Origin of the sequence: Bacillus cereus (assembly GCF_025917685.1) — a bacterium.
GTDB classification, from domain to species: Bacteria; Bacillota; Bacilli; order Bacillales; family Bacillaceae_G; genus Bacillus_A; species Bacillus_A cereus_AT.
This window is the reverse complement of sequence record NZ_CP089518.1, coordinates 4,806,695-4,830,871: the sequence shown is the minus strand read 5'-3', so window position 1 is coordinate 4,830,871 and position 24,177 is coordinate 4,806,695. Positions and strand designations below refer to the sequence as shown.

The following is a 24,177-nucleotide window of genomic DNA, read 5'->3' as shown; positions in this document are numbered from 1 at the left end:
ATTACCATGTACGGAACGGTAAGAATTTCCCGTTAAGTGTAATAACGATACGAGGATCGCCACCTTTTGGATCTTCTTGTGTATCCACACCTAGATTGAAGTTAATTGCACTCATTACACCTTCGCCAGCTTTTTCTAAGATTAATTCTCTAAGAGTTGGTGCGTATTGTAACATCATTTCATATAATCGATATAAGATTGGGTCAGTAGGAGGCATTTGCATTACTTGACCTCGAAGTGGAACTACTGTTAATGCCTGAACTACTTCTTCATCTAATTCTAATAGTTTACCAATTTTTTCTGCTTCCGGACGTGTCATTGTAGCTTGTCCTAATAATGCTGTTACAACCCAAGTCTCAGAGTTTTCACTTACTTTTGAAATTTCTTCCCATGTTAAACCTTTTGTGATTTTTGCTTCCATAATTTTTTGCGTAGCTTCTTGTCTATTCATATTTAATAACTTCCCTTCATTTAAGTAATAATTAATTTTTCATACCATGTAATGTTTTATATCCATCAACTACTAAATCTAATTTACCTGTGTGAGGATCAATAACTAAACCATGTACAGGAACATCTTTTGGAATAAGTGGATGATTTCTTACTAAATCAACATTAGCTTGAGTTGAATCGCAGACATCATCGAATCCAAATAACCATTTTTCAAGGTCAACACCAGCATATTCAATTGCTGATAAAATTTCTGGTGAAGCTACTCCGCGATCTAATATTTTTTGAAGTGTTCCTTTTGGATTAGTTTGGCTTGCACCACATCTATGGTGTCCGATAAGATAGATTTCATCTGCATTTAGATCATATACTGATGCTACAACACTTTGCATAACACTATCGAAAGCAGAAGCAATTTTACCACCTGCATTTCTGATAACTTTTGCATCACCATCGTGTATATCTAAAGCTTTTGGAAGTAGCTCAATTAAACGAGCATCCATGCAAGAAACAACAACCATACGTTTTTTAGGCATTTTTGTCGCTTCACAAGGAGCGTATTCCTCATTTTCTACAAATTGTTCATTGAACGATAGGATTTCTTGTAATAACATATTTGTAACCTCCTTTAAATCTAGATGTATTTTTTTGTTGCGTCCTCTATGTTATAGGTGAATATAACTGATAAATAATGTGATGTAAGAGGATAAACTAAGTATAGTGAATTGTATCGATAAGCAGAATAAGCTGGCGAAACACTTTCTGGCTTTCTACTTTCACGGTGAAAGGATTGGTTTATATCATTGATCAAACGGATTTTGAGATACTAAAATTATTAGGAGAAAACTCAAGAATACAATGGAAAGAACTTGGTCAGAAAATACATATGACGGGGCAGGCTGTAGGAAATCGAATTCGGAGATTAGAGGATTTAGGAATTATTGAACAATATACAATCGCAATAAACCGAATCAAATTAGGACAAGTAGTGACTGCATTTGTTACTTTGTTCGTAACAACAGCTAATCATCAAGAGTTTATGAATTTCTTTCAAGGAGAAGAAGGGATTTCTGAAGTACATCGTATAAGTGGTGATGGATGTTATTTATTAAAAACACATTTTGCTTCCAATGAAGAATTAGATAACTTTCTAGGACGATTATTAAAGTACGGGAATTACCGTGTTAACCTATCAATAGGGAAGTTAAAATAAACTTTCTGCAAGTTTATGGTTCTTTTTGCTTGTGGGAAAGACATGGTTCCAAAAATAAAAGGAGTATCTCTTATTAAATAAGAGATACTCCTTTTATTTGTTTTTAATAATTATTGATTATTTCACATCTGATTTTTCTTTTTTCATTATTTGCTTTTGACTAGTGAAGGGAACTTTTTTAACATCAAAACCCCTGTGCTGTATGCAACAGGGATTCTATTATTACTTATCTGACGGTATGATCCTATTTCATTTTATAGCTTATTTAGAAGAATCATGTGCAGGTTTTGATTTAGTGTCCTCAGGCATTTCAAAGGTTTGATTATGGTTAGATTTCACTTCTTCGTTAGGAATTGCTGGCACTGCGTCTTCAGGTGAATTATGGATTGGCGAAGAAGTTGTTGTTCCATCTACACTTGTTGTAACTGACATTGGTTGATTTTGATCAATTTTTGTACCTTTGTCCATCTTTTTTGCAGATTCTTTTTCACTTTTATTTGTTTGTCTCCATTCTATTTTTTCATTCGATTCTAGTTTGTTCGTTTTCATATCTTCTGTATCTACTGCACCACCCGCTAATAATCCTGTACTTAAAAGTGTTCCTGCTAATAATGTTTTAAACATTTTCCATTACCTCCTTGTTTAAGATTACATTTAGCATAAAACAAGTATCTGGAGTTTATTTGGAGTTCATCTAGATTTTATGTAAGTTTTGCATGTAGGGGCACCATACGAAAAAAGAAAATTGTGCGTTTGGACAAAAAGTAGCCGATTCCCTGTATGTTAAGGAACCGGCTACTTTCTATACTACCTTTTTATGTTTATGAAATTAAAAATGATAGAGTAGAAATCATGTATGAAATAAATGTAAGTAACACAAGGAAGAATATAAGCATGGTATTGGATATACATCGTTCTATTCTTTTTTTCATTTAAATTTACTTTATTTTTTCAATTTGGTAGGATCAATTTGAATTTGACCTTTCCAAGAACCAGATAATTTTCCAATCCTGCTTATATTTACATCTAATGTAAGTGGTTGTTTGAAAGAATCTTTCCCTTCAGGACCTTCGATAAATGTAATGACACCTTCTGGTCTATCCTTAAAACGAATACCTATATGCTTTAATTCTTCACCGGATGCTTTTAGTTCTAATGGTCCACCGTTTGCTCCTTGAATAAATGCTAATTGTCCGAAGTACCCATTTTCCTTATATTCTGGGTTTTTTTCTTGTTGACCATTTACTTTGCCGTCATCTTCAAGTTGTAACCCCGTTGTATCAAATTCAAACGGTACTACATTTCCATTTTCTTTTTCAATTTTGTAATGAACGGATATACGTGCATCCGCTACATATAATTCTTTCAGATGTACTGTAACACCTTGATCTGTAATCTTTTCATCAAGAGGAATAAATTGCCCTTTTGTAACGTCTCTTCCTTCATCAATAATCGTATCATTTGAAATTGCATTGGAAAAATAAGAGGCAACATCTGTAGCTGCCACTCGAACTTGTGGAATCATGGCTGTTGAAAAAAGCCCTGCTACCGCTACTGCTATATACATGAAACGTTTTGATTTTTTATTCATATTTGTAAATAATCCCTTCTTCTGTTCAGGTTTTTGATTGATATAAGAAACATCTTCTAATTTTGCGCGATTTTCAAATGCTTTCCACGCTTGGTCTACATCAATTTTGATTTCCTTTGATGAATGTACTATTTCTTCCTCTAACATGACATTTTCCCATTGATTTAATTTACTAATTTCTAGTAATAAGTCTTGGCATGCGTTACACGTATCTAAATGTTTTGTGAATTCTTTTCTTGTCTCATAAGGTAATTCCCCATCCATATATGCTTGAATAAATCCCACATCATAACAATTCATTTATTACGCCTCCTCTAACTGTTTATAAATCTTACGAAACTTTTGTTTGGCTCGGACTAATAATGTTCCAATAGAAGATATGTCAATTTGAAGCACTTCGGCAATTTCCTTATATTGAAAGTCAGAAAACCTCATTAATAAAATGGTTCGATCCCGTTCATCCATGTTACTGAGTACCATTTGTACCTTTGTAATTTCTTCTTGTCTAATCCAGTCATCATCTAATGATGAAATATGCTGTACTTCATGATATTGTATGGTTTTATCTACTCTCGCCTGATGTCGTTTTTCAGATCGTAGATATTTATACGCTACATAAGTAGAAGATTTTATTAGCCATCCAGGTAAGTGTTCAATTCTCTTCCAATCGTTGCGATATAGCTGTAAAAATACTTCTTGGGCTAATTCTTCAGCGATAGTCTGATTTTTGACAATCCATACGATCTGTTTCACAACGTAAACATAGTTTTGTTTAAACAAATCTTCAAATGTCACATCCGAAACAGGCCTTTCTTCCTTTTTTATTTTTAACATGTCAGTTAAAACCTCACTCTCATTTGATGCCTGTATTATAGAGAACCCGGAATAACGAGTTTTGTGACAGGAATTTTTTATTTTTTTTATTATGCACGAAAAAACATTCATCGGTTAAGGTGAAAAAAGGATGGCAGTGTTCAAGTTGTAATAGTGTTTCTAACTATGCACATAAGTGTATTTTACAAGATTAAACACGTCTTATTGAAAAGGCGATTAATAATAGTGAGTTGGAAGAGCTTCTGAATGTGCAATCAAGCTCAATCGTGAAAAGGTTACTTCAAGTATTGGAAGTGCTATATACCGGTGAGAGTAAAGGAAGGAAGTATGATTTAACACTTTATCACTAAGGAAAGTAAAAGGATCATCAATTAATTGATGATCCTTTTACTTTTAGAAATTTATTTTACACCTAAATTTTCTTTTGTTTTTGCAGGTAAATAAGCTTTTCTGTACTTCTTCATAAGATTTAATTTCTGTGTCTGGTATATCTGTTTTCTTTTCGTCCTCTTGCTTAATAAGAAAAATCCTGCAGCTCAGTACAGGATTTTTAATCAAACTTTATTAAAAACTAAATTGTGGTTTAACATCACCTTTATAAGGTTCATGTTCAACAAATATCGTTATGTCCTTACCAGCTTGGTCTTTACCAGTTCTTTTATACGTAAATTTATTATTATTCAGTTCGGTAAGTTCAAGAGCGGCACCATATTTGTTATTACCAATCGATACATGAGCTCTTATTTTATTTTCATGTAAAACATCGAAGTAGCCATAGTCACCGCGGCTTTGACCTGTTTCACTATTGAAGAACTCATATTTATTAGACTTGTCATCGAATTTTGCTAGACTTATAAAATTCGAATTAAATTGTGTTACATCATTACCAGCCTCATCTAATACCTTTGTTCCATGCCAAAGGGTTCCACCTAAAATTTTATCTCCGTCAACGTTTTTAACGATATCGCCTGTAGTAGAGTTCAATTGCTTGTCCGGATCCGTGAAAGAAAGTTCTTTTTCTTTATATGGAACATGTTCAACGAAAACTTCTACATCTTTACCGTTAGCATCTTTCCCCATTCGTTTATACGTAAATACATTTTTATTTAGCTTTGTCATGTCAACAACAGCTTGATACTTCATTGATTCTGAAATTAATATTCTCTTCTTCCCATCATTTGTGACAAAGAAAGTTCCTTTATCGCCACGACTTGAACCTGTCTTCGCATCAAAAAATTCATATCTTCCTGACTTTGCATCATATTTTGCCAGACCAATGAAGTTTGCATTTTCTTTTGTTAAGTCATTCTTATCTTTGTCATACACTCTTGTACCTTGCCAATTTGTCTCGCTAAGAATGTTAGCCATTTTTTGCCCTTTAGTTAACTTATTTTCCTTTTTTGTCTCTTTAGCAGTTTGTTCTTGTTTTTGTTTACTATGATTTTCTTCGGCTTTAGTATCAGCGCAACCTGTTAATGCTAATGTGAATCCGAGCAGTATGGATGATAGTGCTTTCGTTTTTTTGTTCATTTTGTATCGTCTCCTCATTTTATGAATTTAAGTAGTACGGTTTGCGATTATAGTAATAGTTTGTCTTTCTGAAAGTAGTTACTACGTTTATTATGTTAATAGCCGAGTATAAACTCCCTCTAAATAAATCATTAAAAAAAGATAAACTAATTCCTAAAATTTTTTCATATTTATAAAAAGGAATTTTACATGCGGTGAATGTTACTCTTTCATTTTGAAAATGCCATAATCAAATGGGGGGATTAACATTATGAGTACAGTGCGATTTTTGATGTGATGCTATACTGTGTATAGGCTTTTGATGTGTGTGTCGTTTTTTGTCGGTAAGTCGATATATTTCGAAAATCGCTGATATATTTGGAGTTATGCCGATATATTTGAAAAATCGCTGATATATTTTGGAGGGGGAATAAAAATGATTGTGAAAGAGAGGAAAATGCCCGTATATTTGCTCCAGTTAGACGCTCTCCTTAGAAGATTGCCTACCCATCATCCCAAAAGGAATATGGTGGCTGAAAATCTAGCAAAATTTATGGCTGGTTATAAAGGAGAGCAGGCGATTGAATATCCGCTTAGTTTCTTATCTGAAACAGAATACAGTATTTTACATGATATTAGGTTGTTTGATCAGAAACATTATTTCCAAATTGATACCCTCATAGTTTCCTCACGTTTTCTTCTTTTTCTTGAAATAAAAAATATTATTGGTACATTAATCTTTGATGCAAAGTTTAATCAGCTCATTCGAATAGCAGATGGTACTTCGGAAGAAGGTTTCCCAGATCCGATTTTACAACTGAAGCGGCAAGAGGTGCAGTTGAGAAAATGGCTGAGTTTGCATGGTTTATATAATATCTCGATTGAATCCCTCGTTGTAATTAGTTCACCTCGTACAATTATTAAAACTTCAGATGAAATACTTCCTAGTAAAATTATCCACGGTGCAAATTTACCTAATAGAATCAAACAAATTGAAAATCAATATAAAGAAGAAGCAATTGGTAATACAAAAGGACTTATAAATCAAATTATGAATGAGAACTTTCCACAGCGACAAAATATTCTTGCACAATATAAAATTAAAAAAGAGGAATTGCTCAGGGGAGTACAGTGTGAGGAATGTTTTACAATGGCAATGTTAAAAGAAAAACAGGGATGGCGTTGCTCAAACTGTAATAGTACGTCTAAACATGCTCATTTACGTGCTTTACAAGATTACACACTTCTGATTGACATGATAACTACTAATAGCAAATTGAGGGACTTTCTTAATATGCAATCTAGCTCTGCGGTTAAAAGACTCCTCCAAACAATGAATATCCCCTACACAGGGGAAAACAAAGGACGAATATATGATTTAACTTCTTTCCAATGATAATTTTGCTATAATAAATAAGTACTTATATGAAGGAGAGTCTAAAGAGAAAATGAAGTCATTTAATATCGATCATGTTATAGCTAGTGTTTTGCAGTGGATATTAAATATAGCGCTAATTATATTGTCCATTGTTTTATCTATCTTTTTAATTAATGAGACAATCACGTTTATTCAATACATATTTTCGGCGAAGAAGTATACATCTTATAAATTAGTTGAAAGTATCATTGTCTACTTCTTATACTTTGAGTTCATCGCATTAATTATTAAGTATTTTAAATCGAACTACCATTTTCCGTTACGCTATTTTATTTATATAGGGATTACGGCTTTAATTCGACTGATTATTGTATCTCATGAGGAACCGATGGAGACGTTATTATATGCAGGATCCATTCTTGTTTTAGTTATTGCTTTATACATATCAAATATGAGAGATTTGAGAAAAGAGTAGTAGTGCAGACATAAGTTTGCACTACTTTTTCATCTTGACCTTCAAGTTACTTGAAAGTTTACAATGTAAATAGGGCGTTTGAAATCGAAAAAAATTGAGAAATTAAGTGAAGAGGTTATTTTACTTGGAGGTTATAGAAATGAGTCAGGAATTAAAGTTGCGTCCTTTAGAACGGGAAGATTTAAAGTTTGTACACGAACTTAATAATAACGCACATATTATGTCTTATTGGTTTGAAGAGCCCTATGAGGCTTTTGTAGAACTACAGGATTTATATGATAAACATATACATGATCAAAGTGAACGCCGTTTTATCCTGGAGAAAGATAATGAGATGGTTGGATTAGTCGAGTTAGTGGAAATCGATTATATTCATCGAAGAACTGAATTCCAAATTATTATTGATCCGAATTATCAAGGACATGGTTATGCAGCGGAAGCGACGCGTTTAGCGATGGATTACGCTTTTTCAGTATTAAATATGCATAAACTTTACTTAGTTGTTGATAAAGAGAATGAAAAGGCTGTACATGTTTATAAAAAAGTTGGATTTATGGTGGAAGGTGAGCTTTTAGACGAGTTTTTCGTTGATGGTAACTACCATAATGCGATAAGAATGTGTATGTTCCAAAAAGAATATTTTAGAGTGAAATAATGGAGTGAAGAGGCTATAGACGATGATTGTCTATAGTCTCTTTTTTATTTTAAACAACAATTATTTATTGTAAAACAATAAATAATTGTTGACTTGTAATGTTGTTGGATTTATTATGATGGTAGTAAGAATAGTGAAAAGGAATACAAAAAATTAATTATGAAATTGAAGGAGAATATATTATGAAAAACAAATATTTATTAGCGGCTAGTCCGATATTTTTAGGAGTGTTATGTATAATTATGTTTAATATAATTGGTTCGGAAGTGAAGCTGGATGGAACTTTAGTGGAACCATTTTTCTTAATTCCATTAGCTTATTTATTTGTTTTTACTGGAATTATTGCGATTTTGTTCATGGCTATTTTCTCGATGCTTCAAAAAAAGAAAGCATGCTAAAGTGAAAAGACCGTATATTTACGGTCTTTTCACTTTAGTATGGAGTAGGAAGCGGGGATCCTGGTGGTCTCCACCAAGATTCAACGGTTTTCCAAGCGGTGTTATAATCGTAACCTCTTCCAAGTAAGTAGCCGATAGCGACAGCTTCGGTTAATGCGTGTTGATAGCCGAGATGAGCAGCTTCACGTAATCCGTGAGAAACAGCAGGACCAATTATAGCGATTGTTTGGTGTTTTAGTGGATTTTGGGGATGCCAATGTTGATCTCGATAATAGTTATCTTGAGTAAAAGGCTGTTGTTCGTAGAAACTCATATTCTCACTCCTTTTCATATATTTGTGGGCATTTATATACTCTATGAAGGTGTTTGATGTATGGGTTGGGCTAAAAACATGTTTTATGTAAATTTAAAACACTTGCATTGTATGTGAACATAACATGTAAGAGGAATTCATTCTGTATAAAAAGTGAGCTGAATAATGATGAACCATTATTTTTACACTGAAAGACAAGTAGGGCCGGCTATTACATTGGCCGGGGCACAGGGGACAATTCAGGCAGTGCATCAGGCTATTCAGATGCAACAACAAGCGCAGGTAGAGCAAATGATGCAGAGTCAGTATATGCCGTATACACAGCCTCCGATGCAAATCGTACATTATAATGTGTATCCAGCTGGTTTATTTTCAATTCCATATGGGGCAACATACTTTTTATGAAAGAAAGCGACCGATAAGAGTCGCTTTCTTTTTTATATTCCGCCTAACTTCATCCCAAGGAATGCGAATGTGATACCGATTATATAAGTAGTGCTTAAATATAGAAGTAGTACGCGATAGTTTTTACGGTTGAAAAGCTGAATGGATTCTAATTTAAACGTTGAGAATGTAGTAAAGGCACCCATGAATCCAGTGCCTAATAATAGTTGCCAACTTGTAGTTATCCCTTTGCCAATTATATATCCGAGTAAAAATGCTCCTGTTATATTAATGAGAAATGTAGCAATTGGAAATGAAGTTTTATTTCTTTCTTTAAACCAATTACTAATTGCAAATCGTGTAATAGCACCGAAGAACCCTCCTGTTGCTACTAATAAAGCATTAATCATGATAGTTCACCTTCCTCAAGGTGTTTTTGTAGTAAAAAATCTCCAAGTTTATAGCCAAGCCCAGACATAATTAGACCACCTAACATGCTGCATAATACATATAAAAAGGCGATACCTAGCTCAGAATAATTGATTAGTTTTACAGTTTCGACGCTAAATGTTGAAAACGTCGTAAATGAACCGATAAACCCTGTTCCAATCCCTGTAATAACTTCGGAAGATAAGATGTTTAACCGGGCGATATAGGTGGTCAACAAAGCGAGTAAGAAACAGCCAATTAAGTTAATTGTTAATGTAGCAAGTGGTAATGAATGATGCCAAAGCGTATCGATAGTAAAACCTAAATAATAACGGGAAAGAGCTCCTAATATACCGGCTATGCCAACAATAATATATTTCAATTTCTTCACCTCTCTAATAGTTTACTCAAAAAAAATAGACTCCTACCAGTAGTTGTACTGGTAGGAGTCATTAGCTACATAGCAGTTATGGCGAACTCCATCGCCTATAAGTTCTATTTACAGTGTACTAAATATTATTTTGGATTACCAATAAATATGTTAATGAAAAGTTCAGAAAGTAGGATCTGTTATATTCTCTGAAGGTGTAATTTCTCTGTTGTGGGTTGTAATTACATTCCAGTCTTGCTTTCGTAAATGTTATGATTGAATTTCAAGATAATTGCAGTGAGGGATACAACGATTATTTGTTAGCTAAATATAATGATAACAAGTTTTCTTTATGGTAAAATATTTCTTGTGTCTTTAATTTATCTTTATTTAACTGAAAATACAGATAAATAAAACGTTATTTAATAAAAAGGGGTCATGTGTGTTGAAGAAATTTTTAAAAATAGTATTAATCTTTATTTTAATAATAGCTGGTATTCTAGGTGGCTTTTTAGCTTATATGACACTTACAAAAGAACAGCCAGCAAATGTTTTAGACGTAAAGGTTGAAAACAATAAAGAGCGTGTACTGCAGCCAGGAAATGAATTTAAAGTTACAACATTTAATATTGGATACGCTGGATTAGATAAAGACCAAGACTTCTTTATGGACGGAGGAAAGGGTTCTGGTTCGAGTAGTAAAGAACAGACTGAAGTAAACTTAAAGAAGATGCTTTCATTTTTACAAAATGAGAATAGTGATTTTACGTTATTGCAAGAAGTTGATATAAAATCCCACCGATCATTTGATGTAAATGAACATGAGTTTTTGAAAAAAGGATTACCTGATTATGCTTCGTCATTTGGGAAGAACTACGATACTAAGTGGGTTCCTGTCCCAGTCACAAAGCCGATGGGATATGCTGAGGGCGGATTAAGTACATTTTCTAAATACACAGTTCAAACAGCAACGCGGTTCCAACTACCCGGAATGGAGCCTTGGCCGAAGCGTTTATTCGATTTAGATCGTGCGATTGTTGAACATAAAATCCCTGTTGATAATGGGAAGTATGTTAGGCTCGTAAACATACATTTATCTGCTTATGATGAGGGCGGAAAAATTAGAAAGCAACAAGCAGAGTATTTAAAAGAATATATGAACAAGTGTTATCAAAACGGTGATTACGTAATATTAGGTGGAGATTGGAACCAGTTACTTTCTAATGTCCAACTAAGTGATCCTAAGTTTGTGAAAGAGCGTCCTGAATGGCTAGTAGAGTTACCGAAGGGCTTCGCAGATGGAGGATTCCAATGGGCTGTAGATCCATCTGTTATGACGGTAAGGGATGATGTGAAGAAATATGTGGAAGGTGAAAACTTTGTCACTATTATTGATGGCTTTATCGTTTCGCCGAATGTTGAAATTGTAAATGTACAAGGGAAAGACTTAAAGTTTGAAAACAGTGATCATAACCCAGTTAGTGCGGTATTTAAGTTGAAGTAATTGATACGTGGGGCTTCATAGAATATCTTCTAACGGGTGAAGTTGTCGTTATAAGATATTCTAGAAAATAATATCACCTAAAAAGAGCACAAATAATGTGCTCTTTTTATACTTGGTAGGAATTTAATTGCTTTTCTCCGCGTTTTCTGCCAAGCTTAAGGAGAAAAATACTTCGAAGAAAGAAATATATAGGTGACGCATATGATTGAAGTTAAGACTTCTGAACTTAGTGATGGAGAATTTAATAGAGGTGTATTTGCAACTCGTGATATTAAAAAGGGTGAGTTGATACACTCAGCACCAGTTATCTCTTATCCGAATGAACAGCATGAGCACATTGAGAAAACGTTACTTGCTGACTACGCATTTGAGTATGGGGTAAATCATACGGCATTCCTTTTAGGATACGGCATGTTATTTAATCATTCATATAAGCCGAATGCAACGTATGATATTGTCTTTGAGAATCATATGTTTAACTTCTTTGCTTACAAAGATATAAAAGCGGGAGAAGAGATTCTAATCAATTATAATGGTGAAGTTGATGATGATGAGCTGTTATGGTTTGATAAGGAAAAAGAAGAGAACGAAAAATAAGTTAAAAAGTATAGAAAGGGCACATTCTGTTGGATGTGCTCTTTTGTATGGAATAAAAGGTATCGCGGATTATCTAATAAGTGAAGGGAGGGGGAAGGTGGACGAGATAAAATTAGTTAAAGAGGAAATGAAAGGGATGCTCTTACGTAGGTAAGAGCATCTTTTTTATTGAAGAAAATAAAGTAAAGATTACAAAAAAATACCACTTTATTTTCGTGTGGTATAGTAAGATATTGAAGGATATTACTTTGTAAAACCTATATATTTTACAAATTGTTGTCTATATGGTTACATGTCGAGTTTAGTAGTCCATTTGGGTTGCTTTATTATGCGATATATATTTTAATATGAGTGGCACCTCTTATAATTTAAGAGGTTTATAGGTGTCTCGAATTGATTTTAGGTACACTGTATCCACCACTTTAGCTTTGGATTTGTATTGTATTTTTTATGTGGGGATATTATGGGCCCGTTGCTAGCGGGATAAAAAGATTATAGAAATAGAGGAATCGTAAAATGAATATGCAAGAGGTTTATAAATATTTAAGTACGGTATTGCCTGAAGGTCATGTAAAGAAAGATGAAATGCTAAAAAATCATACGCACATTAAAGTGGGTGGGAAAGCAGATGTATTTGTTGCGCCTACTAATTATGATGAGATTCAAGAAGTGATAAAGTATGCTAACCAATATAATATTCCAGTTACGTTTTTAGGAAACGGATCGAATGTTATTATTAAAGACGGTGGTCTTCGCGGGATTACAGTAAGTTTAATTCATATTACAGGTGTTACTGTGACAGGAACGACGATTGTAGCTGGGTGTGGTGCAGCAATTATTGATGTGTCACGAATTGCGTTAGAACATGCTCTAACAGGACTTGAGTTTGCTTGTGGTATTCCAGGTTCAGTTGGTGGAGCGTTATATATGAATGCTGGTGCATATGGCGGTGAAGTAGCTTATGTATTAACAGAAGCAGTTGTAATGACAGGTGATGGAGAGCTATGCACTTTAACGAAAGACGAATTTGAATTTGGATATCGTAAGAGTGTGTTTGCGAATAATCATTATATTATTCTTGAAGCGAAGTTTGAACTTGAAGAAGGTGTACGTGAAGAGATTAAGGAAAAAATGGATGATTTAACGTTTAAGCGTGAATCAAAACAACCGTTAGAGTATCCTTCATGTGGTAGTGTATTTAAGCGTCCACCAAATAATTTTGCAGGTAAGCTTATTCAAGAATCAGGACTGCAAGGTAAGCGAATTGGCGGAGTGGAAGTTTCTTTAAAACACGCTGGATTTATGGTGAATGTTGATAACGGAACTGCACAAGATTATATCGATTTAATTCATTTCGTACAAAAAACTGTTGAAGAAAAATTCGGTGTGAAATTAGAGCGAGAAGTAAGGATTATTGGAGAAGATCTACAATAATCTTTGAATAAAAAGCGTATAAAGTATGAATTATTTCGAAATAATATTTGGGTATTGTTGACATTTTGTTTTTAATTCAATATAATGGCTAATAATTTAACAAATAATATACGTTGAAAGAGCCCAGTAGCAGTTTGTCACTGTTATCAAAGAGAGCTAGGGGTTGCTGGAACCTAGCACAAACAAACTTGTGAATTACACTCTGGAGTATCTTAGGTAACGCTAAGCGGAGTAGCAATCGATATTATTGCTAAGAGTGGTATGAGTAGCTATGCTATTTATGCAAACTGGGTGGTAACACGGTGAATAATCGTCCCTATGTCTATCGTAGACATAGGGGCTTTTTGTTTTTAAAAATAAAGGGGATGACAAAAGATGAATATCATTGATGAATTAGAATGGCGCGGCGCTGTGAATCAACAGACAGATGAAGAAGGTTTACGTAAACTAGTAGAAGAGAAAAAGATTTCACTATACTGCGGAGTGGATCCGACTGGTGATAGTATGCATATCGGACATTTGATTCCGTTTATGATGATGAAGAGATTCCAATTAGCTGGTCATCATCCTGTTATTTTAATTGGCGGGGCAACAGGAACAATTGGTGATCCGAGTGGACGTCAATCAGAGCGTCAACTGCAAACGTTAGAAGTAGTCCAGCATAATGTGGATGCGTTAACAGCACAAATGAAAAAGCTATTTGATTTCGGCGGGAATAGCGAAGTGAAGATGGTAAATAACTACGACTGGACACATGAAATAAACATTATTGAGTTTTTACGTGATTACGGAAAAAACTTTAGTATAAATAGCATGTTAGCGAAGGATATTGTAGCAAGTCGTTTAGACACAGGAATTTCTTTCACAGAATTTACGTACCAAATTTTACAAGCGATGGACTTCCATCACTTATACACGAAAGAAGATGTTCAACTGCAAATTGGTGGTAGTGACCAATGGGGAAATATTACGAGTGGTTTAGATTTAATTCGTAAGTTAGAAGGGCATGAAGCGAGAGTATTCGGATTAACGATTCCGTTATTATTGAAATCAGACGGTACGAAGTTTGGTAAATCAGCAGGCGGCGCTGTCTGGCTTGATCCCGAAAAAACAACACCATTTGAATTTTACCAGTTCTGGGTGAATACAGATGACCGTGATGTAGTTAAATACTTGAAATACTTTACGTTCTTAACGAAAGAGCGTATTGATGAATTGTCAGTGAAGGTAGAAACAGAGCCGCATAAACGTGAAGCACAAAAAGTATTAGCGGAAGAAATGACGAAATTCGTTCATGGGGAAGATGCATTTTCGCAAGCTGTGAAAATTACAGCAGCGTTATTTAGTGGAGATATTAAATCGTTAACAGCTGATGAAATTGAACAAGGATTTAAAGAAATGCCAACATTCGAGTCTTCAAAAGAGACGAAAAACATCGTGGAATGGCTAGTTGATTTAGGAATTGAGCCATCTAGAAGACAAGCACGTGAAGACATTAATAATGGAGCTATATCTATGAATGGTGAAAAAGTAACAGATGTGGGTACGGATGTAACTGTAGAAAATTCATTTGATGGACGATTTATTATTATTCGTAAAGGGAAGAAGAACTACAGCCTTGTGAAGTTAGGAGAATAGTTTGTGTGAAAGGATGGGAGTAGGAAGAATACTTCCATCTTTTCGTATACACAATTTGGACATAAAATAATCAGTAAATTTAGATAATTAAAAGGGTTATATTATTCTTCTGCCGAATAAATAAGTTAGAGAAAATTACGGATAAAGTGAAACTTTAATCAGTGGGGGGATGTTCATCCCCACTGATTATTAGTTGAACCAATCGGGCTTTTACGGGCAGTTAATCTTCCAACTTCATCCCTGTATTCACTGGATTTTAAGGTGGAAGTTTTACAAGCCCGCAAATAGCGGGATAAAAATAGCCCGAACCATGCAGGGCATGATTCGGGCTTATATTCAGATTAGTAAGCTAAGCTGAATAGACCTTTAATGTGTGATAAGTAACGAACGTTACTTGCTTCTTTCATTAATGATGCTGGTAGGCCTTTAAGCGGAGTATTGCTTGCTCCGATTGTAGCAACAGCATCTTTACGTCCTAGACTAGCAAGTGTTCCAGAGTTTACAGGTGCGAACTCTTCGAATGCTTTGCCTTCTAGTGCTGCGTATAAGTTGTATCCAATTAACTCACCCATTTGCCAAGCGATCTGTGCAGTTGGTGGGTATGGACGACCGTCTTCAGCAAAGACAACAGCGCTGTCTCCAGCAACGAATACGTCTTTGTGAGAAGTAGATTGTAGGTGTGCATCAACTGTTGCACGGCCACGGTTTACTTCAAGACCTGATTCACCGATTAGTGGGTTACCTTGTACGCCGCCCGTCCAAACGAATGTGTTAGCAACAAGTTTTTGACCGTCTTTTAAGTCGATTTCATTGCCAGCAACGTTTGTTACAGGAAGACCAGTTAAGAATGTAACGCCGCGTGCTTCTAGGCTAGTAGTTGCACGTTCGATTAAGTGGTCTGGTAATACTGGAAGGATTTTAGGACCTGCTTCAACAAGAAGAAGTTTAACTTCTTTTGGATTTACGCCGTGGCTTTTTGCAAGTTTAGGCATAATGTCAGCAAGCTCACCAACTAGCTCAACGCCAGTTAATCCGCCACCACCGATTACGATTGTAGCATCAGCTTCGTTTTTCGTTTTCGCGTATTCACGAATACGGTCTTCAACGTGTTTGTAGATTTTATTTGCATCAGCAGCAGATTTTAATACCATGCTGTTTTCTTCTAGTCCTGGAATACCGAAGTAAGCAGTTTTACTTCCTAAAGCAACTACAAGTGCATCGTAAGATAAAGTAGTGCCGCCAGCTAGTTTAATTTCTTTGCTATCAACTGAGAATGACTCAACTGTTGCAATTTTAAGATCGATATCTTTACCTTTGAAAAGCTTTGTAAGTGGCATTGCAATTGCTTGCTCAGCTACGTTACCAGCTGCAAGGCGGTGTAGTTCAGTGATGATTTGGTGTGTTGGGTATTGGTTAATCACTGTAACTTGTGCTTCTGATTTACTGTAATATTTACGTACGTTTAAAGCGGCAAGAAGACCGCCATAACCAGCGCCTAAGATGACAATTTGTTTTGACATAGTATGATATCCCCCGTCTTTACTAATTGTTGTTATAAATTAAATTATTTATTGTTACGTTCTGCACTAATTTGAAGATATGCGTTCACAAAGCGGAACATTTTTTGTGCTTGTGGGTCTTTTAATAATTTTAACAGACCGAATAGGCCGATAACTTCGTTGCTTTCGTCAGCACGATCTTTCGCTTCGATTGCAGTTGCAGCCATGCTTTTCACTGTATCTTTTACAGGTTCTACAAGCTCTGTGATTGCACCAACAGTGTCGCTTTTTAATACTTCATCAGTAGCAACAGTTTGAGCGAAGTCATAAGACTTAGTTAAAATGTTAACAAGCTCAGTTAATTTTGGAAGCTGTTCTACTAGTGTAGTTAATGATTCTTGTACCTCAGGTTTTAACAACTGATCAAGTACATCAAGTTGTCCTTGGCTAGCAGAAATTTGTACAGTTTCTTGTTCTGGCTTTGTTTGAGTCATAGTTTCTGGCATCTCCAATTCTCCTTTACGATAGCAATACTCTTATTTTTTATAAGTAAGATAGTAAACGGTTACGAAACTTTATACAAAGTTTCACAAAACACAATAAAATGCCTTTAAATTTATGACAGCAAGTAAGCTGCAAACATAAATCTAAAACCATAACGTCTTACCTATTATTTATGAACTGTCCGATATATGGCTTGTCCGCATAATGGAAAGCTCCGTTACCGGAAAGTGTATATAATATATATCCTATATTATATACTATATACACCTATGTTAACATAAAAATGATTCCTAATTATTTGATATTGAGCGTATAACGTAGTACTGACAAGGTATGAAAGCGTATAAAATATTTTGTTTCAGTTAGAAATATACATATATAATAAGAAAAAAAGGAAAAAATGAACAAATTCATGTTCGTTTTTTCCTTTTTCCTATTATTCACCTTCTGCAATTAGCATTGATGTGTTACCTTCCTTTTCAAGATGGCATTCGCCCCAAGAACAAAGAGAATCAAGAATCGATTCTAAAGACCAACCGTAATCAGTAAGAGAATATTCTACTTTTGGTGGGACTTGATTGTATACTTTTCTTTGAATAACGCCGTCGTCTTCTAATTCACGTAATTGCTGCGTTAACATTTTTTGTGTAATACCAGGCATTGAACGTTTTAGTTCACTCGTTCTCTTTGTACCTTTCGTTAAGTGACAAAGAATAACAACCTTCCATTTGCCGCCGATAACTTCTAAGGTCGCCTCTACAGGAATATTGTATTTCTTCATATGAAACCCTCCTTTTGTGAGTAAAATAAGTTAAATCATACAAATGTTACTTTTTAGTACCTATAGCACTTTAAAGTACGTACTTTTTATCATGTTAAATATGTTTCATAATAGCACATGTGAGAAGCAAATGAGTAGTACGGTACCAAAAAGTGACTATGTTACTTTTTAGTGCCTATCGTACTTTAAAGTGCGTTCTTCAAAAAAAGAATGAAACCATTCATAATAGCATTTGTAGAGATTAAATATATTTTTTAGAAGATAAAAGGGCCTTTTTATCGCACTATTATGATTGGATTTCTTGTAATAAGGAGGAATTCAATTGAGTTCATATACAGTACCATCTTCCGAAGTCCAGACGAATCGAAGAAGTATGTTTGCTTTATTAGCACTAGCAATTAGTGCGTTTGGAATTGGGACAACTGAGTTTATTAGTGTCGGTTTATTACCATCCATTTCAAAAGATTTAAATGTTTCGGTGACAACAGCGGGTTTAACTGTTTCCCTATATGCGTTAGGGGCAGCGGTAGGAGCTCCTGTCTTAACAGCGTTAACGGCTAGTATGTCGAGAAAGACATTATTAATGTGGATTATGGTTATTTTCATTATTGGTAATGGCATTGCGGCAGTAGCAACAAGCTTCACTATATTAATTATCGCAAGGATTGTATCTGCATTTGCACATGGCGTGTTTATGTCGATAGGATCTACAATTGCAGCTGCAATCGTACCAGAGAATAAACGTGCTAGCGCCATTGCGATTATGTTTACTGGATTAACAGTTGCGACTATTACAGGTGTGCCAATTGGAACATTTATCGGTCAACAATTTGGCTGGAGAGCGTCATTTATGGCGATTGTTGTAATTGGAATTATTGCTTTTATTTCAAACAGCATACTGGTCCCATCTAATTTAAAAAATGGTGTACCTGTATCGTTTCGTGATCAATTTAAACTAATTAAAAATGGAAGACTGTTACTGGTTTTCATTATTACTGCACTAGGATACGGTGGAACATTCGTAACATTTACGTACTTATCACCGTTATTACAAGAAGTAACAGGATTTGAAGCAAGTACCGTTACCATCGTTTTATTAGTGTATGGAATCGCCATTGCGATAGGGAATATGGTTGGCGGAAAATTATCGAATCATAATCCGATTCGAGCGCTATTTTACATGTTCTTTATTCAAGCGGTTATATTATTTGTTTTAACATTTACAGCGCCATTTAAAGTAGCTGGGTTAATCACAATTATTTTCATGGGACTATTCGCATTTATGAATGTTCCGGGGCTACAAGTATATGTAGTTATATTGGCAGAGCGCTTTGTTCCGAGTGCGGTTGATGTTGCTTCAGCAATTAACATTGCCGCATTTAATGCAGGGATTGCTCTAGGTTCTTATATAGGTGGCCTTGTAACGAATTCGTTAGGATTAATCCATACTGCTTGGGTAGGTGGCATTATGGTAGTAGGCGCTGTTATTTTAACAGCGTGGAGTATGACATTAGAAAAAAGAGATCAAGTAAAATAAAGTGAAACTTTAATCAGTGGGGGTGTTCTTCCACCAATGATTATTAGTTGAACCAATCGGACGTTTACGGGCAGTTTATTTCCCACTTAACGTCTTTGCTTCAGCCGAGTTTTGAAGTGGGAATTTTACTGCCCGTTAATGCGGGATAAAAGGAGAGAAAATAAAATGAAAAACTTACAAAGTAAAGCAGTATTAAATAATGGTGTAGAAATGCCTTGGTTCGGTTTAGGTGTATTTAAAGTAGAAGAAGGACCAGAACTTGTAGAAGCTGTAAAATCAGCGATTAAAGCAGGATACCGCAGCATCGATACAGCGGCGATTTACGGAAATGAAAAAGCTGTAGGTGAAGGAATTCGTGCAGGTATCGAAGCAACTGGTATTTCAAGAGAAGATTTATTCATCACTTCAAAAGTATGGAACGCAGATCAAGGATATGAAGAAACAATTGCTGCATACGAAGAGAGCTTAAAAAAATTAGAACTAGATTATTTAGATCTATATCTTGTTCACTGGCCTGTAGAAGGAAAATATAAAGATACATGGAGAGCGCTAGAAACACTTTATAAAGAAGGACGCGTGCGTGCAATTGGCGTAAGTAATTTCCAAATCCATCACTTACAAGATGTAATGAAAGATGCAGAAATTAAACCGATGATTAACCAAGTAGAATACCACCCTCGTTTAACGCAAAAAGAATTACAAGCTTTCTGTAAAGAGCAAGGTATTCAAATGGAAGCATGGTCACCACTTATGCAAGGTCAATTATTAGATAACGAAACATTACAAGAAATTGCTGATAAACACGGCAAAACAACAGCCCAAGTTATCTTACGTTGGGACTTACAAAATGGAGTGATTACAATTCCAAAATCAACGAAAGAACACCGTATTATTGCAAACGCTGATGTATTCAACTTTGAATTAACGAAAGAAGATATGGAAAAAATCGATGCTTTAAACGAAAATCACCGTGTTGGTCCAGATCCTGATAACTTCGATTTCTAAGATTAAAGTAGAGAAAAAGAGTGCAAATCATTTGCACTCTTTTTTTTGTTGTGTTTATGTATAAAAAAATTTTCTAACTAAATACTACTTATTAGTAAATTGTTATTTCATAAGGGGTTGTAAACATGAATATAAAGCAATCGTTCAAACTTTTAGCTGTTTTTTTAAGTGTTTTATTTGTGTTATTCCCGCTTCAAAAAGCATTCGCAGAAGTTATGGATCATACAAAGTATGAAATGGATTGGAGTTATAGTAAGTCAAAGAAGAAACCAATCCGAACAGAGCTTATTAAAACGGCAGATGGAAAAATTGCATTTTGCTTAAATGTAGATTTGAAATCTCCAAGCGGTCAAGATTTACCGGAAATGGGAAAAGTGGATGTTAACGTGTACCGTGTACTATTAAATGGATATCCACAAAAGAGCCCGCAAGAATTAGGTGTTTCCGATTGGAGAGAAGCACATTATGCAACACAGCTTGCAGTATGGAATGCATTAAAACAAATCGATATTAACGATTTAGATTTCCGTAATAAAAACGTAGAGAAAGTAACGAAAGATATAGTTGCAAAAGCAAATGCGAGTGAAGAGTTACAAGAAATTACGATGAGTGTAACTCCTACAGAAGAACAAGAAGCAGTATTGAAAAATGATTTCTTTGAAACAGGTTTATATACAGTAGAAACAAACGCGAAAAGTGGAACGTATAAAGTACAAGCTACAGGTGCACCACAAGGCGCGAAGTTTGTAAATGAAAAAGGCGAAGCAAAAACTGAATTTAATGTAGGAGAAAAATTCCGCATTTTAATTCCGAAACAAACACCAGCTGGTGGATTTAGCTTTAAAGTATCGGGGAATTTAACGAAATTACAAGGTATTGCACATAAAGGAACGCCAACGATTCAAAATGCGGTTGTATTACTTGAGCGTAGTGAAGAGAAAACGAGCCCAGAGTTAGCGGTAAGTTGGAAAAAAGCAAATGGTCATGATAATAAACCAAATAAACCCTATACACCAAATGAACCACATAAACCGAATCAATATAACAGATGATAAAAAAAGCTCGTAAACATTATGTTTACGAGCTTTTTCTATTATTCAGCTTCAGAAACAACTGTGAAGCGTTCGTTCACATGTTTTGGATTTTCGATTTCATCAAGTGCTGCAACTGCGAAGTCTTCGTAACTTACGTAGCTATCACCTTTTGAGTTCACAAGAAGGTTGTCTTTTCCGGCTGTATAAGAGCCAGTGCGTTTTCCTAATGCGAATAGTGCAGAAGGGCTGATAAATGTCCAAGTGATGTCATTTATTTGTTGCAAGATTTCTAAGTTTTTACCTTGGTTTTGAGCAGTTGCAAGGTATTCATTTGGGAAACCTGGTGTATCAAATACACGTGTTGTTTTCTCTTCGTCTACAAATAAGCTACCAGCTCCACCAACTACAAGTAATTTTGTATTTGGTGCACCTTTCACAGCTTCAATAAGTACGTTTCCTGCATCTACGTGAAGGTGTTCTTGACCTGCTGGAGCACCAAATGCATTTACAATTACATCAAATACTTGTAGGTCGTTAGATGTAAGAGCGAATACACCTTTCTCTAAAACTTTCACATTTTCTTCTGTAATTTTTGCAGCGTTTCTTACGATTGCAGTTACTTCATGTCCACGATCTAATGCTTCTTTTAAAATGCGACTTCCTGCTTTTCCGCTTGCTCCGATAATTCCGATTTTCATAATAAATCCCTCCAAAGTGTTTTGTTAAAGTGTATATCTAAAAATAAATAAATTTAGTGTAATTAGGTTTGTTACAACCTGTTGTAATCATTATAGTTACAGGTTTGTATTTTTGTCAATGGCGTTGTTTATGAAATTATTTTTTGTTTTAGTATGCGCAGCTAGTGAATGTGAAGTCATAAAAGAGCATTGAATCCGCCTTGTGGACCCTAATATTTGGAAGTTGTAAAGTGTCGAAAAATGTTGATTTTTGAATATTTTTTGAATATAATTCGGTTTATGGATAAAAGGAGGGGGATAATTGTATGAATATGTTAGAACAATTCGTTTCATCAACGAATACAATTCTTTGGTCATATATTCTTATTGCAATGTTAATTGGTTTAGGGCTTTATTTTTCTATTAAATTAAAATTTGTACAAATTACTCATTTAGGGGAAATGGTTCGATTAATGAGTGATGGTTTAACTGGAAAGACACGTAAAAAGGGAAGTGTATCGTCATTCCAAGCGTTTTGTATGAGTTCAGCAGCTCGTATCGGAATCGGGAACTTAGCTGGTGTAGCACTAGCTATTTCTATGGGAGGACCTGGAGCAGTATTTTGGATGTGGGTTATTGCGATTATCGGGGCGTCTTCAAGTTTCGTAGAAAGTACGCTTGCGCAAATTTATAAAATAAAAGATGGCAGTGGCTTCCGTGGTGGTCCTGCTTATTATATGGAAAAAGGTTTAAATAAACGTTGGATGGGAATTTGGTTCTCTATCCTTATTACAATTAGTTACGGTTTAATTTTCAACTCAGTACAAGCAAATACAGTTACATTAGCATTTAAAAATGCATTTGGTATTGAGCGTTATGTTGTTGGAATCGTATTAGCGGTATTAGTTGCGGTTATTATTTTTGGTGGTGTGAAAAGTATTGCGCGTATGTCAGAAATGATTGTTCCGCCGATGGCGATTATTTATATTGCAGTAGCTGTTTTCGTTGTTATTAAAAACTTCTATTTAATACCGGATGTTTTCACAGAAATCTTTAAAGGTGCATTTGGTTTAGATTCAGCTGTAGGTGGCGGTATTGGTGCTGCAATGAAGTTTGGTATTCAGCGCGGATTATTTGCGAATGAAGCAGGTATGGGTAGTGCACCGAATGCGGCTGCAACAGCGGATGTAACACATCCAGCTAAACAAGGATTTATTCAAACAATTGGAGTATTAGTAGATACATTTTTAGTATGTACATCAACAGCATTTATCGTACTATGCTCTGGTGCATATAAAGCAACAAATTTAGAAGGTATTGAATTAACACAAAATGCATTAAGTTCACAAATCGGTCCATGGGCGAGTAGTTTCTTAGCGATTATTATCTTCCTATTTGCTTTCAGCTCACTTCTAGGAAACTACTATTATGGTGAAACGAATATTGAATTCATTAAACAAAGTAAAACTTGGTTAACAATTTACCGTATTGCGGTAGTGGGAATGGTATTATTCGGTTCTGTTGCGACGCTTCAAGTTGTATGGAATATGGCAGATTTATTTATGGGTCTAATGGTAATTACAAACTTAATTGCGATTACACTTCTTGGGCGATTCGCGTATGCAGCATTAGCGGACTATGTGAAACAAAAGAAACAAGGGAAAGATCCAGTATTCAGTGCAGATTCTATCCCTGGTTTAACGAACACAGAGTGTTGGGATAAGCCGGCGGTAACTGATAAAGAAAAAGCAGTATAATAAAAAAACGAGCATCGAGATGAATTCGATGCTCGTTTTTTTGTTGTGATTAATGATATTAAGGCTAAAAGATGATTGAGATAATGTCTATAATAAATGCGTATGTTATAATTGTTGACATTACCATGTTATAAAATCTAACATGTTTTTGTCGAAAATTCTTGATTACTAAAAGTTTTTAGAATATAATTTTCTTATTGTTAGGAAGAGG

The 24,177-nt window shown here is 34.9% G+C and carries 27 protein-coding genes, 1 riboswitch and 1 other annotated feature; of the genes, 14 read left to right on the top strand and 13 right to left on the bottom strand.

Annotated elements, in window-relative coordinates:
* Nucleotide 1: 1 nt before the first annotated feature.
* Together cynS and LUS72_RS25310 are read right to left on the bottom strand one after the other, a co-directional pair.
* Nucleotides 2–451 (bottom strand): cyanase, encoded by a 450-nt coding sequence (gene cynS, locus LUS72_RS25315; RefSeq protein WP_071748062.1) that lies wholly within the window; start codon nucleotides 449–451, stop codon nucleotides 2–4.
* A 31-nt stretch (nucleotides 452–482) separates the two neighbouring features.
* Complete coding sequence (locus tag LUS72_RS25310) at nucleotides 483–1,064, bottom strand: beta-class carbonic anhydrase (RefSeq protein ID WP_098888405.1); 582 nt, start codon at nucleotides 1,062–1,064, stop codon at nucleotides 483–485.
* A 167-nt stretch (nucleotides 1,065–1,231) separates the two neighbouring features.
* On the opposite strand from LUS72_RS25310, the gene LUS72_RS25305 reads away from it, so the two are divergent.
* A complete protein-coding gene (locus tag LUS72_RS25305) occupies nucleotides 1,232–1,663 on the top strand; it encodes an Lrp/AsnC family transcriptional regulator (protein ID WP_002039967.1) in 432 nt (143 codons plus the stop codon).
* A gap of 261 nt (nucleotides 1,664–1,924) precedes the next feature.
* Here LUS72_RS25305 and LUS72_RS25300 read toward each other — a convergent pair whose 3' ends face one another.
* From LUS72_RS25300 to LUS72_RS25285, 4 genes are all read right to left on the bottom strand, one after another.
* Complete coding sequence (locus LUS72_RS25300) at nucleotides 1,925–2,287, bottom strand: hypothetical protein (protein WP_264448400.1); 363 nt, start codon at nucleotides 2,285–2,287, stop codon at nucleotides 1,925–1,927.
* Between the two features lie 319 nt (nucleotides 2,288–2,606).
* Nucleotides 2,607–3,554 carry a DUF4179 domain-containing protein gene (locus tag LUS72_RS25295; protein WP_097832324.1) on the bottom strand — a complete coding sequence of 316 codons (948 nt, stop codon included), beginning with the start codon at nucleotides 3,552–3,554 and terminating at the stop codon, nucleotides 2,607–2,609.
* 3 nt (nucleotides 3,555–3,557) lie between these two features.
* The gene (locus tag LUS72_RS25290; protein WP_097832323.1) at nucleotides 3,558–4,088 is read right to left on the bottom strand and encodes an RNA polymerase sigma factor SigX; all 531 of its coding nucleotides are present in this window, start codon (nucleotides 4,086–4,088) and stop codon (nucleotides 3,558–3,560) included.
* A 564-nt stretch (nucleotides 4,089–4,652) separates the two neighbouring features.
* Nucleotides 4,653–5,618, bottom strand: coding sequence for a DUF4822 domain-containing protein (locus LUS72_RS25285; protein ID WP_097832322.1), 966 nt, complete (start codon nucleotides 5,616–5,618; stop codon nucleotides 4,653–4,655).
* Between the two features lie 415 nt (nucleotides 5,619–6,033).
* Here LUS72_RS25285 and LUS72_RS25280 point away from each other — a divergent pair, with 415 nt between their 5' ends.
* The 4 genes from LUS72_RS25280 (at nucleotide 6,034) to LUS72_RS25265 (ending at nucleotide 8,503) form a co-directional block, all read left to right on the top strand.
* Entirely contained in the window at nucleotides 6,034–6,993 is a 960-nt protein-coding gene (locus tag LUS72_RS25280; RefSeq protein WP_097832321.1) for a nuclease-related domain-containing protein, read from the top strand.
* A 52-nt stretch (nucleotides 6,994–7,045) separates the two neighbouring features.
* Nucleotides 7,046–7,450 (top strand): phosphate-starvation-inducible protein PsiE, encoded by a 405-nt coding sequence (psiE, locus tag LUS72_RS25275; protein ID WP_097832320.1) that lies wholly within the window; start codon nucleotides 7,046–7,048, stop codon nucleotides 7,448–7,450.
* Nucleotides 7,451–7,589: 139 nt separating this feature from the next.
* Nucleotides 7,590–8,105: a spermidine N1-acetyltransferase gene (gene speG, locus LUS72_RS25270; RefSeq protein WP_097832319.1), complete on the top strand. Its 516-nt coding sequence runs from the start codon at nucleotides 7,590–7,592 to the stop codon at nucleotides 8,103–8,105.
* A 182-nt stretch (nucleotides 8,106–8,287) separates the two neighbouring features.
* Nucleotides 8,288–8,503 (top strand): DUF3955 domain-containing protein, encoded by a 216-nt coding sequence (locus LUS72_RS25265; RefSeq protein WP_264448399.1) that lies wholly within the window; start codon nucleotides 8,288–8,290, stop codon nucleotides 8,501–8,503.
* Between the two features lie 34 nt (nucleotides 8,504–8,537).
* Here LUS72_RS25265 and LUS72_RS25260 read toward each other — a convergent pair whose 3' ends face one another.
* Nucleotides 8,538–8,816: a hypothetical protein gene (locus LUS72_RS25260; RefSeq protein ID WP_002144954.1), complete on the bottom strand. Its 279-nt coding sequence runs from the start codon at nucleotides 8,814–8,816 to the stop codon at nucleotides 8,538–8,540.
* Nucleotides 8,817–8,981: 165 nt separating this feature from the next.
* Between LUS72_RS25260 and LUS72_RS25255 the strand changes: the two genes are divergently transcribed.
* The gene (locus LUS72_RS25255) at nucleotides 8,982–9,221 is read left to right on the top strand and encodes a DUF3947 family protein (protein WP_097832317.1); all 240 of its coding nucleotides are present in this window, start codon (nucleotides 8,982–8,984) and stop codon (nucleotides 9,219–9,221) included.
* Between the two features lie 32 nt (nucleotides 9,222–9,253).
* Here the strand turns inward: LUS72_RS25255 and crcB (LUS72_RS25250) are convergent, their stop codons facing one another.
* Both crcB (LUS72_RS25250) and crcB (LUS72_RS25245) read right to left on the bottom strand, forming a co-directional pair.
* The gene (crcB, locus tag LUS72_RS25250; RefSeq protein WP_097832316.1) at nucleotides 9,254–9,610 is read right to left on the bottom strand and encodes a fluoride efflux transporter CrcB; all 357 of its coding nucleotides are present in this window, start codon (nucleotides 9,608–9,610) and stop codon (nucleotides 9,254–9,256) included.
* Entirely contained in the window at nucleotides 9,607–10,011 is a 405-nt protein-coding gene (crcB, locus tag LUS72_RS25245) for a fluoride efflux transporter CrcB (RefSeq protein ID WP_264448398.1), read from the bottom strand. Before crcB (LUS72_RS25245) ends, crcB (LUS72_RS25250) begins: the two co-directional genes overlap by 4 nt.
* 54 nt (nucleotides 10,012–10,065) lie before the next feature.
* Nucleotides 10,066–10,125, bottom strand: a riboswitch (Fluoride riboswitch).
* Between the two features lie 319 nt (nucleotides 10,126–10,444).
* On the opposite strand from crcB (LUS72_RS25245), the gene LUS72_RS25240 reads away from it, so the two are divergent.
* From LUS72_RS25240 to tyrS, 4 genes are all read left to right on the top strand, one after another.
* Nucleotides 10,445–11,503, top strand: coding sequence for an endonuclease/exonuclease/phosphatase family protein (locus tag LUS72_RS25240; protein WP_071770819.1), 1,059 nt, complete (start codon nucleotides 10,445–10,447; stop codon nucleotides 11,501–11,503).
* 201 nt (nucleotides 11,504–11,704) lie between these two features.
* The gene (locus LUS72_RS25235) at nucleotides 11,705–12,100 is read left to right on the top strand and encodes an SET domain-containing protein (RefSeq protein WP_000573655.1); all 396 of its coding nucleotides are present in this window, start codon (nucleotides 11,705–11,707) and stop codon (nucleotides 12,098–12,100) included.
* 516 nt (nucleotides 12,101–12,616) lie between these two features.
* Nucleotides 12,617–13,534, top strand: a complete 918-nt coding sequence (gene murB / locus LUS72_RS25230) for a UDP-N-acetylmuramate dehydrogenase (RefSeq protein ID WP_097832313.1) — start codon at nucleotides 12,617–12,619, stop codon at nucleotides 13,532–13,534.
* A gap of 104 nt (nucleotides 13,535–13,638) precedes the next feature.
* Nucleotides 13,639–13,855 (top strand) — a binding site (T-box leader).
* Between the two features lie 54 nt (nucleotides 13,856–13,909).
* A complete protein-coding gene (tyrS, locus tag LUS72_RS25225) occupies nucleotides 13,910–15,172 on the top strand; it encodes a tyrosine--tRNA ligase (protein ID WP_097832312.1) in 1,263 nt (420 codons plus the stop codon).
* Nucleotides 15,173–15,513: 341 nt separating this feature from the next.
* Here the strand turns inward: tyrS and LUS72_RS25220 are convergent, their stop codons facing one another.
* From LUS72_RS25220 to LUS72_RS25210, 3 genes are all read right to left on the bottom strand, one after another.
* Nucleotides 15,514–16,692, bottom strand: a complete 1,179-nt coding sequence (locus LUS72_RS25220) for an NAD(P)/FAD-dependent oxidoreductase (RefSeq protein WP_000043193.1) — start codon at nucleotides 16,690–16,692, stop codon at nucleotides 15,514–15,516.
* Between the two features lie 44 nt (nucleotides 16,693–16,736).
* The gene (locus LUS72_RS25215; RefSeq protein ID WP_001115309.1) at nucleotides 16,737–17,177 is read right to left on the bottom strand and encodes a DUF1641 domain-containing protein; all 441 of its coding nucleotides are present in this window, start codon (nucleotides 17,175–17,177) and stop codon (nucleotides 16,737–16,739) included.
* Nucleotides 17,178–17,611: 434 nt separating this feature from the next.
* Nucleotides 17,612–17,956, bottom strand: a complete 345-nt coding sequence (locus LUS72_RS25210; RefSeq protein ID WP_000760481.1) for a winged helix-turn-helix transcriptional regulator — start codon at nucleotides 17,954–17,956, stop codon at nucleotides 17,612–17,614.
* Between the two features lie 373 nt (nucleotides 17,957–18,329).
* Here LUS72_RS25210 and LUS72_RS25205 point away from each other — a divergent pair, with 373 nt between their 5' ends.
* The 3 genes from LUS72_RS25205 (at nucleotide 18,330) to LUS72_RS25195 (ending at nucleotide 21,550) form a co-directional block, all read left to right on the top strand.
* Nucleotides 18,330–19,493 (top strand): MFS transporter, encoded by a 1,164-nt coding sequence (locus LUS72_RS25205; protein WP_264449084.1) that lies wholly within the window; start codon nucleotides 18,330–18,332, stop codon nucleotides 19,491–19,493.
* Nucleotides 19,494–19,658: 165 nt separating this feature from the next.
* On the top strand, nucleotides 19,659–20,498 hold the full coding sequence (locus LUS72_RS25200; RefSeq protein ID WP_098774723.1) for an aldo/keto reductase: 840 nt from the start codon (nucleotides 19,659–19,661) through the stop codon (nucleotides 20,496–20,498).
* A 125-nt stretch (nucleotides 20,499–20,623) separates the two neighbouring features.
* Complete coding sequence (locus LUS72_RS25195; RefSeq protein WP_097832133.1) at nucleotides 20,624–21,550, top strand: thioester domain-containing protein; 927 nt, start codon at nucleotides 20,624–20,626, stop codon at nucleotides 21,548–21,550.
* Nucleotides 21,551–21,591: 41 nt separating this feature from the next.
* On the opposite strand, the gene LUS72_RS25190 is transcribed toward LUS72_RS25195, so the two are convergent.
* Entirely contained in the window at nucleotides 21,592–22,230 is a 639-nt protein-coding gene (locus LUS72_RS25190; RefSeq protein WP_264448397.1) for an NAD(P)-dependent oxidoreductase, read from the bottom strand.
* 305 nt (nucleotides 22,231–22,535) lie between these two features.
* Between LUS72_RS25190 and LUS72_RS25185 the strand changes: the two genes are divergently transcribed.
* Entirely contained in the window at nucleotides 22,536–23,966 is a 1,431-nt protein-coding gene (locus LUS72_RS25185; RefSeq protein ID WP_097832135.1) for an alanine/glycine:cation symporter family protein, read from the top strand.
* Nucleotides 23,967–24,177: the final 211 nt, after the last annotated feature.

What these genes read in the sequence shown, in the direction of transcription:
- cynS (WP_071748062.1), bottom strand. Translation starts at nt 451, where the DNA reads ATGAATAGACAAGAAGCTACGCAAAAAATTATGGAAGCAAAAATCACA.
- LUS72_RS25310 (WP_098888405.1), bottom strand. Translation starts at nt 1,064, where the DNA reads ATGTTATTACAAGAAATCCTATCGTTCAATGAACAATTTGTAGAAAAT.
- LUS72_RS25300 (WP_264448400.1), bottom strand. Translation starts at nt 2,287, where the DNA reads ATGTTTAAAACATTATTAGCAGGAACACTTTTAAGTACAGGATTATTA.
- LUS72_RS25295 (WP_097832324.1), bottom strand. Translation starts at nt 3,554, where the DNA reads ATGAATTGTTATGATGTGGGATTTATTCAAGCATATATGGATGGGGAA.
- LUS72_RS25290 (WP_097832323.1), bottom strand. Translation starts at nt 4,088, where the DNA reads ATGTTAAAAATAAAAAAGGAAGAAAGGCCTGTTTCGGATGTGACATTT.
- LUS72_RS25285 (WP_097832322.1), bottom strand. Translation starts at nt 5,618, where the DNA reads ATGAACAAAAAAACGAAAGCACTATCATCCATACTGCTCGGATTCACA.
- LUS72_RS25280 (WP_097832321.1), top strand. Translation starts at nt 6,034, where the DNA reads ATGATTGTGAAAGAGAGGAAAATGCCCGTATATTTGCTCCAGTTAGAC.
- psiE (WP_097832320.1), top strand. Translation starts at nt 7,046, where the DNA reads ATGAAGTCATTTAATATCGATCATGTTATAGCTAGTGTTTTGCAGTGG.
- speG (WP_097832319.1), top strand. Translation starts at nt 7,590, where the DNA reads ATGAGTCAGGAATTAAAGTTGCGTCCTTTAGAACGGGAAGATTTAAAG.
- LUS72_RS25265 (WP_264448399.1), top strand. Translation starts at nt 8,288, where the DNA reads ATGAAAAACAAATATTTATTAGCGGCTAGTCCGATATTTTTAGGAGTG.
- LUS72_RS25260 (WP_002144954.1), bottom strand. Translation starts at nt 8,816, where the DNA reads ATGAGTTTCTACGAACAACAGCCTTTTACTCAAGATAACTATTATCGA.
- LUS72_RS25255 (WP_097832317.1), top strand. Translation starts at nt 8,982, where the DNA reads ATGATGAACCATTATTTTTACACTGAAAGACAAGTAGGGCCGGCTATT.
- crcB (WP_097832316.1), bottom strand. Translation starts at nt 9,610, where the DNA reads ATGATTAATGCTTTATTAGTAGCAACAGGAGGGTTCTTCGGTGCTATT.
- LUS72_RS25235 (WP_000573655.1), top strand. Translation starts at nt 11,705, where the DNA reads ATGATTGAAGTTAAGACTTCTGAACTTAGTGATGGAGAATTTAATAGA.
- murB (WP_097832313.1), top strand. Translation starts at nt 12,617, where the DNA reads ATGAATATGCAAGAGGTTTATAAATATTTAAGTACGGTATTGCCTGAA.
- tyrS (WP_097832312.1), top strand. Translation starts at nt 13,910, where the DNA reads ATGAATATCATTGATGAATTAGAATGGCGCGGCGCTGTGAATCAACAG.
- LUS72_RS25220 (WP_000043193.1), bottom strand. Translation starts at nt 16,692, where the DNA reads ATGTCAAAACAAATTGTCATCTTAGGCGCTGGTTATGGCGGTCTTCTT.
- LUS72_RS25215 (WP_001115309.1), bottom strand. Translation starts at nt 17,177, where the DNA reads ATGCCAGAAACTATGACTCAAACAAAGCCAGAACAAGAAACTGTACAA.
- LUS72_RS25210 (WP_000760481.1), bottom strand. Translation starts at nt 17,956, where the DNA reads ATGAAGAAATACAATATTCCTGTAGAGGCGACCTTAGAAGTTATCGGC.
- LUS72_RS25205 (WP_264449084.1), top strand. Translation starts at nt 18,330, where the DNA reads ATGTTTGCTTTATTAGCACTAGCAATTAGTGCGTTTGGAATTGGGACA.
- LUS72_RS25200 (WP_098774723.1), top strand. Translation starts at nt 19,659, where the DNA reads ATGAAAAACTTACAAAGTAAAGCAGTATTAAATAATGGTGTAGAAATG.
- LUS72_RS25195 (WP_097832133.1), top strand. Translation starts at nt 20,624, where the DNA reads ATGAATATAAAGCAATCGTTCAAACTTTTAGCTGTTTTTTTAAGTGTT.
- LUS72_RS25190 (WP_264448397.1), bottom strand. Translation starts at nt 22,230, where the DNA reads ATGAAAATCGGAATTATCGGAGCAAGCGGAAAAGCAGGAAGTCGCATT.
- LUS72_RS25185 (WP_097832135.1), top strand. Translation starts at nt 22,536, where the DNA reads ATGAATATGTTAGAACAATTCGTTTCATCAACGAATACAATTCTTTGG.